General features: G+C 71.3%; 12 protein-coding genes. 6 read left to right on the top strand and 6 right to left on the bottom strand.

Features of this window, described 5'->3' with window-relative positions; genetic code table 11:
• Positions 1 to 49 precede the first annotated feature (49 nt).
• Positions 50 to 505: a GNAT family N-acetyltransferase gene (locus tag ACH4VO_RS04525; RefSeq protein ID WP_360992155.1), complete on the bottom strand. Its 456-nt coding sequence runs from the start codon at positions 503 to 505 to the stop codon at positions 50 to 52.
• A 132-nt stretch (positions 506 to 637) separates the two neighbouring features.
• Between ACH4VO_RS04525 and ACH4VO_RS04530 the strand changes: the two genes are divergently transcribed.
• Positions 638 to 1,279, top strand: coding sequence for a superoxide dismutase (locus tag ACH4VO_RS04530; RefSeq protein WP_069172804.1), 642 nt, complete (start codon positions 638 to 640; stop codon positions 1,277 to 1,279).
• A gap of 139 nt (positions 1,280 to 1,418) precedes the next feature.
• Here the strand turns inward: ACH4VO_RS04530 and ACH4VO_RS04535 are convergent, their stop codons facing one another.
• The gene (locus ACH4VO_RS04535) at positions 1,419 to 2,069 is read right to left on the bottom strand and encodes a DsbA family protein (protein ID WP_360992117.1); all 651 of its coding nucleotides are present in this window, start codon (positions 2,067 to 2,069) and stop codon (positions 1,419 to 1,421) included.
• A gap of 170 nt (positions 2,070 to 2,239) precedes the next feature.
• On the opposite strand from ACH4VO_RS04535, the gene pepN (ACH4VO_RS04540) reads away from it, so the two are divergent.
• From pepN (ACH4VO_RS04540) to ACH4VO_RS04555, 4 genes are all read left to right on the top strand, one after another.
• Positions 2,240 to 4,831 carry an aminopeptidase N gene (gene pepN, locus ACH4VO_RS04540; protein WP_360992120.1) on the top strand — a complete coding sequence of 864 codons (2,592 nt, stop codon included), beginning with the start codon at positions 2,240 to 2,242 and terminating at the stop codon, positions 4,829 to 4,831.
• A gap of 174 nt (positions 4,832 to 5,005) precedes the next feature.
• A complete protein-coding gene (locus ACH4VO_RS04545) occupies positions 5,006 to 6,019 on the top strand; it encodes a hypothetical protein (RefSeq protein WP_360987901.1) in 1,014 nt (337 codons plus the stop codon).
• Positions 6,020 to 6,185: 166 nt separating this feature from the next.
• Positions 6,186 to 9,494 carry a S8 family serine peptidase gene (locus ACH4VO_RS04550; RefSeq protein ID WP_360987899.1) on the top strand — a complete coding sequence of 1,103 codons (3,309 nt, stop codon included), beginning with the start codon at positions 6,186 to 6,188 and terminating at the stop codon, positions 9,492 to 9,494.
• A gap of 222 nt (positions 9,495 to 9,716) precedes the next feature.
• Positions 9,717 to 10,745 (top strand): aspartate-semialdehyde dehydrogenase, encoded by a 1,029-nt coding sequence (locus ACH4VO_RS04555; protein ID WP_360987897.1) that lies wholly within the window; start codon positions 9,717 to 9,719, stop codon positions 10,743 to 10,745.
• Between the two features lie 56 nt (positions 10,746 to 10,801).
• Here ACH4VO_RS04555 and ACH4VO_RS04560 read toward each other — a convergent pair whose 3' ends face one another.
• Positions 10,802 to 11,302, bottom strand: a complete 501-nt coding sequence (locus ACH4VO_RS04560) for a DUF1203 domain-containing protein (RefSeq protein ID WP_360987895.1) — start codon at positions 11,300 to 11,302, stop codon at positions 10,802 to 10,804.
• A gap of 113 nt (positions 11,303 to 11,415) precedes the next feature.
• On the opposite strand from ACH4VO_RS04560, the gene pepN (ACH4VO_RS04565) reads away from it, so the two are divergent.
• Positions 11,416 to 13,992: an aminopeptidase N gene (pepN, locus tag ACH4VO_RS04565; protein ID WP_360987893.1), complete on the top strand. Its 2,577-nt coding sequence runs from the start codon at positions 11,416 to 11,418 to the stop codon at positions 13,990 to 13,992.
• A 66-nt stretch (positions 13,993 to 14,058) separates the two neighbouring features.
• On the opposite strand, the gene alc is transcribed toward pepN (ACH4VO_RS04565), so the two are convergent.
• From alc to ACH4VO_RS04580, 3 genes are all read right to left on the bottom strand, one after another.
• Entirely contained in the window at positions 14,059 to 15,207 is a 1,149-nt protein-coding gene (alc, locus tag ACH4VO_RS04570) for an allantoicase (RefSeq protein ID WP_360987891.1), read from the bottom strand.
• 76 nt (positions 15,208 to 15,283) lie between these two features.
• Positions 15,284 to 16,198 (bottom strand): LysR family transcriptional regulator, encoded by a 915-nt coding sequence (locus tag ACH4VO_RS04575; protein WP_360987889.1) that lies wholly within the window; start codon positions 16,196 to 16,198, stop codon positions 15,284 to 15,286.
• A gap of 82 nt (positions 16,199 to 16,280) precedes the next feature.
• Positions 16,281 to 16,511, bottom strand: coding sequence for a hypothetical protein (locus ACH4VO_RS04580; protein ID WP_360987887.1), 231 nt, complete (start codon positions 16,509 to 16,511; stop codon positions 16,281 to 16,283).
• Positions 16,512 to 16,524: the final 13 nt, after the last annotated feature.

Raw genomic sequence — 16,524 nt, forward strand, 5'->3', positions numbered from 1 at the left:
GTCCCCGTCAGGTCACTCGGTGGGACCCACCCTCACACACCTCCGGCGGTCAGGTGAGGGCGAGTTCCAGCAACGGCAGTTCACGGCCCGGGACGGACCCCGAGGGGACCGTCCCGACGCGCACCGCGCCCATCGCCGTGTAGAAGGGCTCGGCGCCCGGGTCCGCGTCGATGGTGAGCATGACGAAACCGAGCCGCCGGGCCCGCTCCGCCGTGTGCTCGAGGAGCAGCCTGCCCACACCCCTGCCGATGGTGTCCGGCTCGACGAACATCATCCCGAGGGCGCCCCGGGGCGGTGCGCCGTCCAGCATGGTGAAGCCGAGGACCCTGCCGTCCTGCTCCGCCACCGCCGTACGCCGCGCCTGCACGTCCTGCGGGCGTACCGCGAGCTCCGCACGGCAGGCGGCCAGGAACGCCTCGTCGTAGCCCCAGTGCGCCTTGGACCGCAGGGCCAGCGCGGTCAGCGCGGCCGCCTCGTCGGGTCGGCCCTCCCGTACGTACGGCATCGGTGTCCCCTGATCTGTCGTCACTCCCGGACCCTACGCGCGATCGGCCCCCATCCGGGGGCTCCTCCTGATAGCGTGCACTTGCGAAAGACTTGCAATAACAAACATGCCGCAGTTGGAGGGTTCGCACTCATGGCCACGTACACGCTCCCGGAACTCCCGTACGACTACGCGGCGCTCGAACCGGTCATCAACCCGCAGATCATCGAGCTCCACCACGACAAGCACCACGCCGCGTACGTCAAGGGGGCCAACGACACCCTGGAGCAGTTGGAGGAAGCGCGTGACAAGGGGGCCTGGGGCGCGGTCAACGGCCTCCAGAAGAGCCTCGCCTTCCACCTCTCCGGCCACATCCTCCACTCGATCTACTGGCACAACATGAGCGGCGACGGCGGGGGCGAGCCCCTCGCCGCCGACGGCGTGGGGGACCTGGCGGACGCCATCGCCGAGTCCTTCGGCTCGTACGCCGGCTTCAAGGCCCAGCTGACCAAGGCCGCGGCGACCACCCAGGGCTCCGGCTGGGGCGTCCTCGCCTACGAGCCGCTCAGCGGGAAGCTGATCGTCGAGCAGGTCTACGACCACCAGGGCAACGTCGGCCAGGGCTCCGTCCCGATCCTGGTCTTCGACGCCTGGGAGCACGCCTTCTACCTGCAGTACAAGAACCAGAAGGTGGACTTCATCGAGGCCATGTGGCGCGTCGTCGACTGGCAGGACGTGGCGAAGCGGTACGCCGCGGCGAAGGAGCGCGGGGACGTGCTCCTGCTCGCCCCCTGACAGCCGCAGTCGTCCTGCCCCGTGATCGTCTTCTCAGCCTTCACCCGGCAGGCGGAACAACGGAGAACCCCCGCGAGGACAGGACTCGCGGGGGTTCTCCCATGCCGCAGGGGATGCGTCCGTGCCCGGACGCGGGGCGTCAGTCGAAGATCGGGCCCTGCGTGCGGGTCCGCTTGATCTCGTAGAAGCCGGGGACCGACGCCACGAGCAGCGTCCCGTCCCAGAGCTTCGCCGCCTCCTCGCCCTTGGGTGCGGGGGTGACGACCGGGCCGAAGAAGGCGATCTGCTCGCCGTCGGAACCCGGTACGGCGATCACCGGGGTGCCGACGTCCTGACCGACCTTGTCGATGCCCTCCTTGTGGGAGGCGCGCAGCTCCTTGTCGTACGCGTCGGAGTCGGCGTACTCCAGCAGCTCGGCCGGCAGGCCGACGTCGGCCAGCGCGCCCGCGATCGCCTCGCGGGTCGCGCCCTCGCCCTGGTTGTGGAAGCGCGTCCCCAGGGCCGTGTAGAGCTCGCCGACGATCTCGTCGCCGTGCTTCTGCTGAGCGGCGACCACGACCCGGACGGGGGCCCAGGCCTGGGTCCGCATCATCTCCTGGTACTCCTCGGGCAGCTCGTCCAGCCTGTTCTCGTTGAGCACGGCCAGGCTCATCACGTGCCAGCGCACCTCCACGTCACGGACTTTCTCGACCTCGAGCATCCAGCGGGAGGTCATCCAGGCCCAGGGGCAGAGCGGGTCGAACCAGAAGTCGACCGGGGTCCTGCCGTGCGACGTGCTGTTCTCGGGCATGTCTCTCCTCGTGCGGTGTGGGTGCCACGTGTGGCACAGAACACTCCGGGGCCCTCCGGGCATTCCCCCTGACCGGCACGGCCGGCCGCATGCGAGGATCGGAGCTGATCGGATGGGACCCACCGGCCGCCTCCGACGGCAGGTCGGTCCGTGACACAGAGGAGTGTTCCGTGCCGGGTGAGAACCTGTCTCGCGAGGAGGCCCGCGAGAGGGCCGAGCTGCTGACCGTGGACGGATACGAGGTCGCGCTCGACCTGCGTTCCGCCGTCGGTGAGCCCGACGGGGACGACGGGGAGGCCGGCCCGCGGACCTTCCGCTCGGTGACCACGATCCGCTTCCGTGCCGCTCGCGCCGGAGCGTCGACCTTCGCCGACCTGGTGGCGCCGTCCGTGGCCACCGTGACGCTCAACGGGCGGGAACTGGACCCGGCGGCCGTGTTCGACGGCACGCGGATCGCGCTGGACGGTCTCGCCGAGGGTGAGAACGTCCTGGAGGTCGACGCGCGGTGCGCGTACAGCCGGACCGGCGAGGGCATGCACCGCTTCGTCGACCCGGAGGACGGCGAGGTCTACCTGTACACGCAGTACGAGCCGGCCGACGCGCGGCGCGTCTTCGCCACCTTCGAACAGCCCGACCTGAAGGCGCCCTACCGCTTCCAGGTGACGGCCCCCGAGGGCTGGACGGTCCGGTCCAACGGCGCGGAGGAGTTCCACGAGGGCGAGGTGTGGCGGTTCGCCGAGACGAAGCCCATCTCGACCTACATCACGGCGGTCGTCGCCGGCCCGTACCACTGCGAGAGCGACCTCTACACCCGTACGTTCGACGACGGCTCGACGCTGGAGATCCCGCTCGGCGCGATGTGCCGCAAGGGGCTCGCGCGGTACTTCGACGCGGACGACATCTTCCTGATCACCAAGCAGGGCCTGGACTTCTTCCACGACAACTTCGACTACCCGTACCCGTTCGGGAAGTACGACCAGGCGTTCGTGCCCGAGTACAACCTCGGCGCCATGGAGAACCCCGGCTGCGTCACCTTCCGCGAGGAGTACATCTACCGCTCGAAGGTGACCTCGGCGTCCTACGAGCGCCGTGCCAACGTCATCCTGCACGAGATGGCGCACATGTGGTTCGGCGACCTGGTCACCATGCGGTGGTGGGACGACCTGTGGCTGAAGGAGTCCTTCGCCGACTTCATGGGGTCCTTCTCGATGGTGGAGGCGACCCGCTTCACCAACGGCTGGACCACCTTCGCCAACAACCGCAAGGCCTGGGCCTACCGCGCCGACCAGCTGCCGTCCACCCACCCCGTCACGGCCGACATCCGTGACCTGGAGGACGCCAAGCTGAACTTCGACGGCATCACGTACGCCAAGGGCGCCTCGGTGCTGAAGCAGCTGGTGGCGTACGTGGGCCGGGACGCGTTCCTGGAGGGCGCGCGCCGCTACTTCAAGCAGCACGCGTACGGCAACACCCAGCTGGGCGACCTGCTCTCCGTGCTGGCCGAGACGTCGGGGCGCGACATGACGGCCTGGTCGCGCGCGTGGCTGCAGACAGCAGGCGTCAACACGCTGACCCCGGTCCTGACGTACGACGCCGAGGGAGGCGTCGCGGAGCTCGCGGTGGAGCAGGAAGCGGCCGCCTCCCACCCGGAGCTGCGCCCGCACCGGGTCGCCGTGGGCCTGTACCGGCTCTCCCCCGGGGGCGGACTGACGCGGTACGCCCGGGCCGAGGTGGACGTCGCCGGGGCACGCACGGTGGTGGCGGAGCTGGCCGGCGCGGAGCGGCCGGACCTGGTCCTGGTCAACGACGACGACCTCACGTACTGCAAGGTCCGCTTCGACGCCGTCTCCCTGGCCACCCTGCGGGAGCACCTCGGGGAGGTCACGGACCCGCTGGCCCGTGCGCTGTGCTGGTCGGCCCTGTGGAACCTGACCCGGGACGCGCTGTTGCCGGCCCGTGACTTCGTCTCCCTGGTGCTGGCTTTCGCCGGCCGGGAGTCGGACATCGGTGTGCTCCAGATGCTGCACGCCTGGGCGGAGTCGGCGCTCGTGCACTACGCCGCTCCGGCGTGGCGGGAGGCGGGCGGCCGGACGCTGGCCGAGGGTGCGCTGCGGGAGCTGCGGCGTGCGGAGGCGGGGAGCCAGCACCAGCTGACGTGGGCGCGGTTCTTCGCGTCGGTCGCCGTCTCGGGCGACGACTTCCGGCTGCTGGCCGGTCTGCTCGACGGCACGGCGGTGATCGAGGGCCTGGAGGTCGACCAGGAGCTGCGGTGGGCGTTCCTGTCCGCGCTGGTCGCACACGGCGCGGCCGACGAGGCTGCCGTCGACGCCGAACTGGCGCGCGACGACACGGCGTCCGGCAAGCGGCACCACGTGCGGTGCCTGGCCTCACGCCCGTCGGCGGAGGTCAAGGCGCAGGCGTGGGCGGTGGTCGTGGAGTCGGACAAGCTGTCCAACGCGCTCGTCGGGGCGACCATCGCGGGCTTCGGACAGCCCTCGCAGCGGAAGCTGCTGGCGCCGTACACGGCCGCGTACTTCGAGGCGATCGAACGGGTGTGGGCCGAGCGTTCCATCCAGATCGGCATGGACGTGGTCAAGGGCCTGTTCCCGGGGCTTCAGGACGACCCCGCGACACTCGCGGCGACGGACGCCTGGCTGACCTCGCACCCGGACGCGGCTCCGGCGCTGCGACGGCTGGTCCTGGAAGCGCGGGACGATCTGGCCCGGGCGCTGCGGGGTCAGGAGTGCGACGCGGCGGCGTGAACTCCCGGCGCGCGCGCCCCGCTCGCGCGAGCGGGGCGCGCGCCGCCCCATTCCCGGCATGCTCGCCCCTTTCGGCAGTCGAACACACATCCTTTAGGACGGGGGTGTCCTGAGATATCGACGGCCGTGTAACACGGGCCGGCCCCAGGAGGCCCCGGGGGAACCCTGCCGGTCATGAACCGGAACACCCCCCTGCCCCTGCTCCTGCGCCCCGCCCAGGGCCCCCACCACCGTGTGCGGTCCGCCACGCAGTTGCGCGCCCTCGGTGTGACCGCCGCGCAGACCGCCGCCCGGTGCCTGCCCTGCGGCCCCTGGCAGCAGCTGCTGCCCGGCGTGTATCTGCTGCACCCGGGCCCGCCCACCGACCGGGAACGGGTGCACGGCGCCCTGCTGTACGCGGGGCGGCCCCCGGCCGCCGCCCGCCGCGGCGCCGGCGGCACGTCGGAGCACGGGTACGGCGAGGCGATGGTCACGGGCCTGGCGGCGCTGACCCTGTACGGCTTCGCGGCCACGCCGCCGGCGGTCGGGCTCCACCGGATCGACCTGCTCGTGCCGCGCACGAGGCGGCTGCGCTCCACCCGGTTCGTGCAGGTGACCCGGGCGGCCTCGCTCCCCCGGCCCGAGCGGCGGCGCGGAGTGCCGCTGGCCCCGGTGGAGCGGGCCCTGGCCGACGCGGTCTCCGCGCTGACGGATCCCTCGCAGGTGCGCCCGATCCTGACGGAGGCGGTCCGCGGCGGCCACTGCGAACCGGCCGCGGTCGTACGGGAGCTGAGCGCCGCCCGGCTGCTGGGCCGGCCGCAGGTGGTGGACGCGGTGGACGCCCTGCTCGCCGAGGGGCGCGCGGTGGCGGAGGGCCGGCTCTACGCGATGGTGCGCGGCCACGGGTTGCCGGAGCCGCTGTGGAACGTGGACCTGCGCCTGCCGGGCGGAACCTTCCTGGGCGGGGTGGACGCGTACTGGCCCGATCAGGCGGTCGCGCTGGAGGTCGGCGCACGCGCGCCCCGCGAGGAGCACGTCACCTTCGCCGCCGAGCGGGAGCACCTGGAACGGCTCGGGATCACGGTCGTGCGCACGACTCCCAGGATGCTGCGCGAGGCCCCGGCGGACCAGGCGGTGGTGGTGCGTACGGCGATGATGGCGGCCGGGGACCGCGAACCGGCGGCCTACGTCGTGGTGCTGCCGCGGTGACAGGGATTTCGTCCTGTTCGTCCCGCGTGGCGCATTATCAACGGTGGCGGATCTACGCCATGTTCGTTTCTCAGCCTCGCCAAGTCTCCACAAAACCCCGTCCCTTACGAAAGGCTGAGCGGTCATCCGGTACCGAATTCCGGACTTTCTCTTTCACATCACAGGGATGCTGATGACCAAGGAATCCCCCAGCTCCATACCCGGGGCGAGACGCGCGGTACGTATCGCCGCCGCCGCCGGCCTGGCGGCCGCACTGGCCGCCTCCGGTGCCGCCCCGGTGTTCGCCGCCGACGGCCCGGCGGCAGCCCCGGTGAAGCCCGCCGCCACCGGTGACAAGGGTGACAAGCTCGGCCGGGCCGACGCCGACGTCCTGGCGAAGGCCGAGGCCGCGGGCGAGAAGAACATCACGATGATGGTCGCCACCGCGCCGGGTGCCACCGAGCAGGTGACCGCGCAGCTGGACTCCGTCAAGGGGTCCGTACTGGGGCAGACGTACGACAAGCTCGGCTACGTACGGGCGACCGTGCCGACCTCGGCGGCCGAGGCCACCATCAAGGCGGCGCAGAAGCTGTCGTCGGTCCACGGCATCGATCTCAAGCAGGAGATCCAGCTGGACGACCCGACGCCCGCGGGCGACCGGGCCGCCGGGGCGAAGCAGCCGAAGGCCACGGGTAGTTACGCGGCGCCGGACAGGAACACCCCCGCGAAGAACCCGTACAACCCGTCCTTCGAGACGGGCGCGGTCGACTTCGTGAAGCAGCACCCCCAGGCCGACGGCCGCGGGATCACCATCGGCGTCCTGGACTCCGGTGTCGACCTCGGTCACCCCGCGTTGCAGAAGACCACCACCGGCGAGCGCAAGATCGTCGACTGGGTGACGGCGACGGACCCGGTCAGCGACGGCGACGGCACCTGGCTGCGGATGGACGCGGCCGTCACGGGCCCGACGTTCACCGCCGGGGGCAGGACGTACTCGGCGCCGGTCGGCTCCTACCGCTTCAAGGAGTTCAGGGAAGCCGCCACCAAGGGCGGCGACATGGCGGGTGACCTCAACCGCGACGGTGACACCACCGACACGTGGGGCGTGCTGTACGACCCGGTCACCGGCACCACCCGTGTCGACCTGAACAGCAACGCGGACTTCTCCGACGACGCCGTGCTCAAGCCCTACAAGGACAAGCACCAGGTCGCCTACTTCGGTGAGGACGACCCGCGGACCGACGTCGTCGAGCGCATCCCGTTCGTCGTAGAGACCCGCAAGAACGTCGTGTACAACGCGGCCGGCAGCACGAGCGACTTCGTCAGCATCGGCGTCATCGAGAGCGAGCACGGCACGCACGTCGCGGGCATCACCGCGGCCAACGGCCTGTTCGGCGGCAAGATGAACGGCGCGGCGCCCGGCGCCAAGATCGTCTCCTCCCGCGCCTGCACCTGGTCCGGCGGCTGCACCAACATCGCGCTGACCGAGGGCATGATCGACCTCGTCGTCAACCGCGGTGTCGACGTCGTCAACATGTCGATCGGTGGCCTGCCGCCGCTCAACGACGGCAACAACGCACGCGCCGAGCTCTACAAGCGGCTCATCGACGTCTACGGCGTCCAGCTGGTCATCTCGGCCGGCAACGAGGGCCCGGGTCTGAACACCATCGGTGACCCCGGCCTCGCCGATCACGTCATCTCGGTGGGCGCGTCGATCTCCAAGGAGACGTGGGCCGCGAACTACGGCTCCGCCGTCACCAAGAAGTACGACATGCTGCCCTTCTCCTCGCGCGGTCCGCGTGAGGACGGCGGCTTCGCCCCGATCCTGACGGCTCCGGGCGCGTCCATCAACACCACCCAGACCTGGCTCCCCGGCGGTCCGGTCAAGGAGGCGGGCTACTCGCTCCCCGCCGGCTACTCCATGCTGCAGGGCACCTCGATGTCCTCGCCGCAGGCCGCCGGCGCGACGGCGCTGCTGCTGTCCGCCGCGAAGCAGAAGCACATCGAGCTTCCCCCGGCGGACCTGCGGACCGCGCTGACCAGCACCGCCACCCACATCGACGGCGTGCCCGCGCACGCCCAGGGTGCCGGTCTGATCAACATCGTCGGCGCCTGGAAGCAGATCAAGAAGCAGGGCACCCCGGCACACGAGTACGCGGTGAAGGCCCCGGTCGACACCGCGATCGACTTCGCGCTGAAGGACCCGGGCTTCGGTACCGGCCTGTACGACCGTGAGGGCGGCCTGAAGGCCGGCCAGAAGAAGTCGTACGACGTCACCGTCACCCGCACCACGGGTCCGGACAAGGCCGTGAAGCACACGCTGTCGTGGAAGAACAACGACGGCACCTTCTCCCTGGCCGGTTCGAGCACCGTCTCCCTGCCGCTCGGCAAGCCGGTGACCGTCACGGTGCGGGCCACGCCGCGCACCGCGGGCGTGCACAGCGCGATCCTGCAGGTGGACGACTCGAGGACCAGCGGCGTGGACCGGCAGATCCTCTCCACGGTGGTCGTCGCCAAGGACCTGGTGAAGCCGGCTTACGCGTTCTCCACGACCGGCTCGGTGCAGCGCAACGGCACCACGTCGTACTTCCTGAACGTCCCGGAAGGCGCCAAGACCCTCGAGGTCGCGCTCAGCGCCCTGCGCTCGGGCAGCCAGACGCGGTTCATCTCCCTCCACCCCTACGGGGTCGCGGTGGAGGACAGCTCCACGATCTTCTGCTACCCGAACTACGAGAACCCGGCCAACACCTGCCGCCCGGACACGCGCTCCTACAAGGACCCGCAGCCCGGCGTCTGGGAGATCGAGGTCGAGTCGCGCCGTACGTCGCCGCTGCTGGACAACCCGTACAAGCTGGACGTCTCGCTGCTCGGCGCCACCTTCGACCCGGCGGTGCGCACCCTCGCCGAGGCGAAGGTCGGCACCCCGGCCGCGGTGGACTGGACGGTCACCAACAACGCCGGTGACCTGGAGGGCTCCCTGAAGGGCGGCTCGCTGGGCTCGGCCGACGTCGAGCGTCCGTCGATCTCCACGGGTGGTGAGTACACCCGGACGGTCACCATCGGTGAGGGCGTCGAGAAGCTGGACGTCGCCATCGGCGGCACCTCGGACGCCAACGCCGACATCGACCTCTACGTCTACAAGGGCGACACCGAGGTCGGCGCCTCCACGACGGCGGGCTCCGAGGAGTCGGTCAGCCTGCTGAAGCCGGCGGCCGGCACCTACACAGTCGTCGTCGACGGCTACTCGGTCCCGGCCGGGACCACCGAGTACGACTACCGCGACGTGTACTACGCACCGTCGCTCGGCACGATCCAGGTCGACGAGTCGAAGGCCGTGAACCTGGCCAACGGCGCGTCCGCCCAGGTCGGCGCCGAGGTCGTGGTCGCCGGGGCGGCCCCCGAGGGCCGGCAGTTCTTCGGCGAGGTCCGGCTGGTGAACGCCCGCGGCACCGCGGCGGGCACCGGCAGCGTCGTGATCGGGAAGGTCACGCCGTAGACCTGCTGACGCGCATGTGACACGTACGCCAGTGGGGCGGGCACTCTCCGGAGTCCCGCCCCACCGGCGTGTCCGTGCCGTCCGCGCCCCCCTCCCGCGCACCCGTCCGCGCACCCGTTCGCGCACCCGTCCGTCTGCCGGACAATGGATTGGACAAAGGGGGCGTGGACATACGCATCATGGACCGGCACCGTGCCCGTTCGTACGCTTGAAGGAGTTCCTGTGAAGGTCGGAATCGTCGGCGCCACCGGTCAGGTCGGCACAGTCATGCGCAGGATCCTGGCCGAGCGGAAGTTCCCCGTCGCCGAGCTGCGGCTCTTCGCCTCCGCGCGCTCCGCGGGCTCCACGATCACGTACGAGGGCACGGACATCACGGTGGAGGACGCCTCCACGGCGGACTACACCGGTCTCGACATCGTGCTGTTCTCCGCGGGCGGGGCGACCTCGAAGGCGCTGGCCGAGAAGGTCGCCTCCCAGGGTGCCGTCGTGATCGACAACTCCTCCGCCTGGCGCAAGGACCCCGAGGTGCCGCTGGTGGTCTCGGAGGTCAACGCACACGCGATCGCGAACCGCCCCAAGGGCATCATCGCCAACCCGAACTGCACGACGATGGCCGCCATGCCCGTGCTGCGGCCGCTGCACGAGGAGGCGCAGCTCGACGCGCTGACGGTCGCCACCTACCAGGCGGTGTCCGGTTCCGGCGTCGCCGGCGTCGCGGAGCTGCACGGCCAGGCGTCCAAGGTCGTCGCCGACGCGGACAAGCTGACGCACGACGGCGGCGCCGTCGACTTCCCCGAGCCGGCCGTCTACGAGCGCCCGATCGCCTTCAACGTACTCCCGCTCGCCGGTTCGATCGTCGACGACGGTTCCTTCGAGACCGACGAGGAGCAGAAGCTCCGCAACGAGTCCCGCAAGATCCTGGAGATCCCCGGGCTCAAGGTGTCCGGCACCTGCGTGCGGGTCCCGGTCTTCTCCGGCCACTCCCTCCAGATCAACGCCCGGTTCGCGCGACCGATCAGCGTCGAGCGCGCCTACGAGCTGCTGAAGGACGCCGAGGGCGTGGAGCTCTCCGAGATCCCGACCCCGCTCCAGGCGGCCGGCAAGGACGCCTCGTACGTGGGCCGCATCCGGGTCGACGAGACCGTCGAGCACGGTCTCGCGCTCTTCGTGTCCAACGACAACCTGCGCAAGGGCGCCGCGCTGAACGCGGTGCAGATCGCGGAGCTGGTCGCGGCGGAGCTCACTGGCTGACCCGGCCGACGGCGAGGGGGCGGCCACCGCGGGTCCGGTGGCCGCCCCCTCGTGTGTCAGCCCCGCCGTACCTCGAAGTGGAAGCATCCGTACTCCACGGCCCGTACATGCACCAGCGCCACCCGGGGGTCGGCGAAGGCCTCCGCCAGTGCCGCGTCGTACCCCCGCTCCTCGTCGGCGGGGATCTCCAGGAGCCGGCCGCCGACGATGTGCCCCTCCGCGCTGTAGCGGCGCACGGTACGCAACGCGCCGGCCCGGGAGAACGGGTAGCCCGCCGCGTCGGGGTCCGGTCCCCCGCACTCCTCTGCGTGGACGAAGACCGGCCCCTGTTCGTCGTAGGCCCCGGGACGCGCCCACGTCCGTGCCGCCCAGCGCCGCAGCGGCGCGTACGAGACCAGGGCGATGCGCTCGCCCGGCTCCGCTCCCCGCAGGCAGCAGCGCAGGGGGGCGCCCCCTTCCGTGACCCTGTACGGGGCGCAGGGGCGGCCCGCGTCGTCGCTCGCGCGGAGCTCCTCCAGGGCCGCGGGGTCGATGGGCAGTGCCTCGTATCGGGTCATGTGCCGAGCATCCCCGGGACGGCGCCACGGGTCCGGCGGAAAACGGACATCGCGTTGTACGCGCCCCACGTGGAAGGATGACCGAAAACGTCACAGATCAAGGAGATGACCGCGTGCCTGGCACGAATCTGACCCGCGAAGAGGCACAGGAGCGGGCGCGCCTGCTGACCGTGGACGCGTACGAGATCGATCTCGACCTCTCCGGGGCGCAGGAGGGTGGCACCTACCGGTCCGTCACCACCGTGCGCTTCGACTCCGCCGAAGCCGGTGCGGAGACCTTCATCGACCTGGTCGCCCCGGCCGTGCACGACGTCGTGCTGAACGGCCAGGACCTGGACGTCGCCGCCGTTTTCCGGGACTCCCGGATCACGCTGAAGCACCTCCAGGCCGGTGCCAACGAGCTCAAGGTCGTCGCCGACTGCGCGTACACGAACACCGGTGAGGGCCTGCACCGCTTCGTCGACCCGGTCGACGAGCAGGCCTACCTCTACACCCAGTTCGAAGTCCCGGACGCACGGCGCGTGTTCGCGAGCTTCGAGCAGCCCGACCTGAAGGCGACCTTCCGGTTCACCGTGAAGGCACCGTCCGGCTGGACCGTGATCTCCAACTCGCCGACGCCGGAACCATCGGGCGACGTCTGGTCCTTCGAGCCGACGCCGCGCATCTCCACGTACATCACGGCGCTGATCGCCGGCCCGTACCACGCGGTGCACAGCAGCTACGAGAAGGACGGCCGCTCCGTGCCGCTCGGCATCTACTGCCGCCCCTCGCTCGCCGAGTACCTCGACGCCGAGGAGATCTTCGCGGTCACGCGGCAGGGCTTCGAGTGGTTCCAGGAGAAGTTCGACTACGCGTACCCGTTCGCCAAGTACGACCAGCTCTTCGTCCCGGAGTTCAACGCGGGCGCGATGGAGAACGCCGGCGCGGTCACCATCCGCGACCAGTACGTGTTCCGCTCGAAGGTCACGGACGCCGCGTACGAGACGCGCGCGGAGACCATCCTCCACGAGCTGGCCCACATGTGGTTCGGCGACCTGGTCACCATGGAGTGGTGGAACGACCTCTGGCTGAACGAGTCGTTCGCCACCTACACCTCGATCGCCTGCCAGGCGTACGCCGAGGGCTCGAAGTGGCCGCACTCCTGGACCACGTTCGCCAACTCCATGAAGACGTGGGCCTACCGCCAGGACCAGCTGCCGTCCACGCACCCGATCATGGCGGACATCCGGGACCTCGACGACGTCCTGGTGAACTTCGACGGCATCACCTACGCCAAGGGCGCCTCGGTCCTGAAGCAGCTCGTGGCATATGTCGGCATGGACGCGTTCTTCAAGGGCGTGCAGGCGTACTTCAAGGCGCACGCGTTCGGCAACACGCGCCTGTCCGACCTGCTGGGCGCCCTGGAGGAGACCTCCGGCCGCGACCTGAAGACCTGGTCGAAGGCGTGGCTGGAGACGGCCGGCATCAACATCCTGCGCCCGGAGATCGAGACCGACGGCAACGGTCACGTCACCTCGTTCACCGTCCTGCAGGAGGCCCCGGCGCTGCCCGCCGGCGCCAAGGGCGAGCCGACGCTGCGCCCGCACCGGATCGCCGTCGGCTGCTACGACCTCGACGCGGCCGGGAAGCTGGTCCGTACGCGGCGGCTGGAGCTGGACGTCGAGGGCGAGCGCACGACGGTGCCGTTCCCGGCCGGCACGGCCCGGCCCGCGGTCGTCCTGCTCAACGACGACGACCTGTCGTACGCCAAGGTCCGCCTCGACGAGGAGTCGCTGCGGGTCGTCACCGCGCACCTGGGCGACTTCGCCGAGTCCCTGCCCCGTGCACTGAGCTGGGCCTCCGCCTGGGACATGACGCGCGACGGCGAGATGGCGACGCGCGACTACCTGGCGCTGGTCCTCTCCGGGATCGGCAAGGAGTCGGACATCGGCGTCGTCCAGTCGCTGCACCGCCAGGTGAAGCTGGCGCTTGACCTGTACGCGGCGCCCGAGTGGCGTGAGGCGGGTCTGTCGCAGTGGACCGAGGCCACGCTGGCGCACCTGCGCGCGGCGGAGCCGGGCAGCGACCACCAGCTGGCCTGGGCCCGTGCCTTCGCGGCGACGGCCCGCAGCCCGCTCCACCTGGACCTGCTGCAAGCGCTGCTGGACGGCACCCAGGAGATCGAGGGGCTGGCCGTGGACACGGAGCTGCGCTGGGCGTTCGTGCAGCGGCTGGCCGCGGCCGGTCTGCTGGACGAGGAGGAGATCACCGCGGAGTACGAGCGTGACCGGACGGCGGCGGGCGAACGCCACGCGGCGTCCGCGCGCGCGGCGCAGCCCTCCGAGGCGGCGAAGGCCGAGGCGTGGGCGTCGGTCGTCGAGTCCGACAAGCTGCCGAACTCCCTCCAGGAGGCGGTGATCGGCGGCTTCGTGCAGACGGAGCAGCGGGAACTGCTGGCCCCGTACACGGAGAAGTACTTCGCGGCGGTGAAGGACGTCTGGGACGCGCGCAGTCACGAGATGGCCCAGCAGATCGCGGTCGGTCTGTACCCGGCCCTCCAGGTCTCCCAGGAGACCCTGGACGCCACGGACGCCTGGCTGGAGTCGGCGCGGCCGAGCGCGGCCCTGCGGCGGCTGATGTCGGAGTCCCGCGCGGGTGTGGAGCGCGCGCTCCGGGCCCAGGCCGCGGACGCGGCGGCGGCCACCGCCTGACCGGAGTGGGAACCGCCCGGCGGGCAGGCGCGATGCGCAGCCGTCCGCCGGGCGGGAGCGGTGGGGTCAGAGGGCCGATCGCTCGTAGCGGCCGGTCAGTTCGGCGGTACCGGCCTCCGTCAGGGACCCGTGCAGGCGCATGCGGGCCACTCCGCCGTCGGGGAAGGCGTCGAGGCGGACGTGGGTGACCACGGCCTCGGTGTCCAGGACGAAGCGGTGCGGGGTGTCCGGCTGGAGCCGGGTGCGGGGGATGATCTCGTGCCATGCGCCGGTGTCACCGTCGCGGCCGTGGAGGCTGATCCAGCCGGCCGCGTTGCCCTTGAGGTAGGCGGTGTCGATCTCGACGGCGCGTACCGCGCCCTGGGCGGGCAGCCGGAAGCGGACCCAGTCGTGGGTGCCACGGACCCGGCGGCGGCGGTTCTCCCAGCCGTCGTCCATCTTGCGGGAGGTCCCGGGCAGGATGATCTGTGCCGGTGAGGAGTAGAAGCGGTCCGACGCGTCCTCGTACATGCCACCGTTGAGGATCGAGATCAGGTCGATCGTGCCCAGGGCCGCAAGCCAGACCGGATCGGGGACGACCTCACCGTGGACGCGGAGGCGGGCGATGCCTCCGTCGGGGTGCTGGCAGAGGCGGACATGGGTGTACCGGCGTTCGCCCGTGATCTCGAAGGCGTTGGCCGCGTGGCCGCGTACGGGGGTCGGCGGGAGGATCTCCTCCCACTTCACGTCGTCGGCGAGGAGGTCCTCGGCGCCCGGGGCGCCTTCGACGGCGGTCGCCTGGACGGAGACGCGCTGGGGGTAGTTGCCCCGGAAGTGGGCGGTGTCGACGACGATGCCCCGGATGACGCCGGGGGCGCCGAGGCGCACGATCGCCCAGTCGTGGTCCTCGGGGGCGGGGAAGGGGTGGGCGCCGTCGGTGCCGCGGCGGCGGCGGGTCTCCCAGCCGTCCATGATCTTGCCCTTGTGGCCGAAGCGCTCGGGGTCGAAGACGGCGGGCTCGCGGATCAGGAGGTTCTCGCGCTCGGCGAAGAACTCGTCGTTGGCGGCGATCACCCCGGCGCCGAGCCGGCGGTCGGCGAGGTCGACGAGGTCGGTGAAGGCCAGGCCGGTGGCGGTGCGGTAGTCGGCGTAGGGGTCGCCACCGCCGTAGGGGGCCGCGTCATGGGCGTGGGGGTCGGTGTCCTGGAATGTGGTCCCGCTCGCGTCGGTGGTCATGGGCCGACTGTGGCCCACCGGGAACCGTCAGGTCCATCGAAAGTTTCCGCACAGTTCTTTCAGCGACGCTTAACGGTCAGCCCATGCGGTCCGCCGTCTCCCGCAGGGCCCCCAGCACCCGGGCCACCGCGGGATTCCGCTCGGCTCCCTGGCGCACCGCGGCCACGACATGGCGCCGCGGCCGGTCGGCCTCCAGGACCCGCATGGCGACGCCCGGCCGCCGCCGTTCGGGGGCTGACGCCATCCGGGGGATCAGCGCCACACCCATGCCCGCCTCGACCATGGCGAGGATGGCGGTCCAGCCGGAAGCGCTGTGGGCCTGCTCGGGCACGAAGCCGGCCGCCTCGCACGCGGCCGTCGTGATCTGCGACCACGGCCCCGAGCCGCCGAAGATCCAGGGCTCACGGGCCAGGTCGGCGAGGCGCAGGCCAGGTTCCCGGGCGAGGGGATGGTCCGCGGGCAGGGCCACGTCCAGCGGGTCGGCGAGCAGGGGCGTCAGGGTGAAGCGGGGGTCGCGCGCCGTCGGGGCGTGGGCCGCCAGGGAGAGCGCGAGGTCCACGTCCCCGGCCGAGAGCAGTTCGTACGCCTGGGCGGCCTCCGCCTCCCGTACGCGCACGCCGGGGCCCGGCCGGTCCTCCGCCCGCAGCAGCCGCACCGCCGGCACGACGAGAGCCGGGACGGCCGTGGAGAAGGCACCGACCCGCACCTGCCCGGCCTCGCCCCGCAGATATCCGGTCAGCTCGGCGTCGGCCCGCTCCAGCTGCGCGAAGACCGCCTCCGCGTGGCGCAGCACGAGGTGCGCCGCGTCGGTGAGCCGTACCCTGCGGCCCGTGGCCTCCAGGAGCGGCACGCCGAGCTGCTTCGCCAGGTTCGTGAGCTGCTGGGAGACGGCCGACGGGGTCATCGAAAGAGCCTCGGCCGTGGCGGTCACCGTGCCCCGGTCGCGCAGGGTGCGCAGGACGCGGAGCTTCTTGACGTCCCACTCGGTCATGGCCGGAACCCACCCGCGCCCGGACATGCGGGCGCGCCGCGCGGTACGGGGTACCGGCGGCGCACGGATCGGCCCCGAGGGCCTAGACCCGCTTCTGCGACCTGTCGAGGACCATGACGAGGCCCGCGATGACCAGGAACAGGACGATGGGCGCCGCGACGTACAGGCCGAGCGTCTCCAGCACGCTCAGGCCCTGGCCCGGGTCGTCACCGGCGTCACGGGTCAGCGCGAGCGCGGGGGACGACATGAGCAGCATCATCAGCGTCGTACCGGCCGCGACGGCGCCGGCGCGCATAGCGTTCTTCTTGTCCACGGTGCAAACGTAG

It is taken from the genome of Streptomyces sp. NPDC020780 (genome assembly GCF_044334475.1).
Classification (GTDB): domain Bacteria; phylum Actinomycetota; class Actinomycetes; order Streptomycetales; family Streptomycetaceae; genus Streptomyces.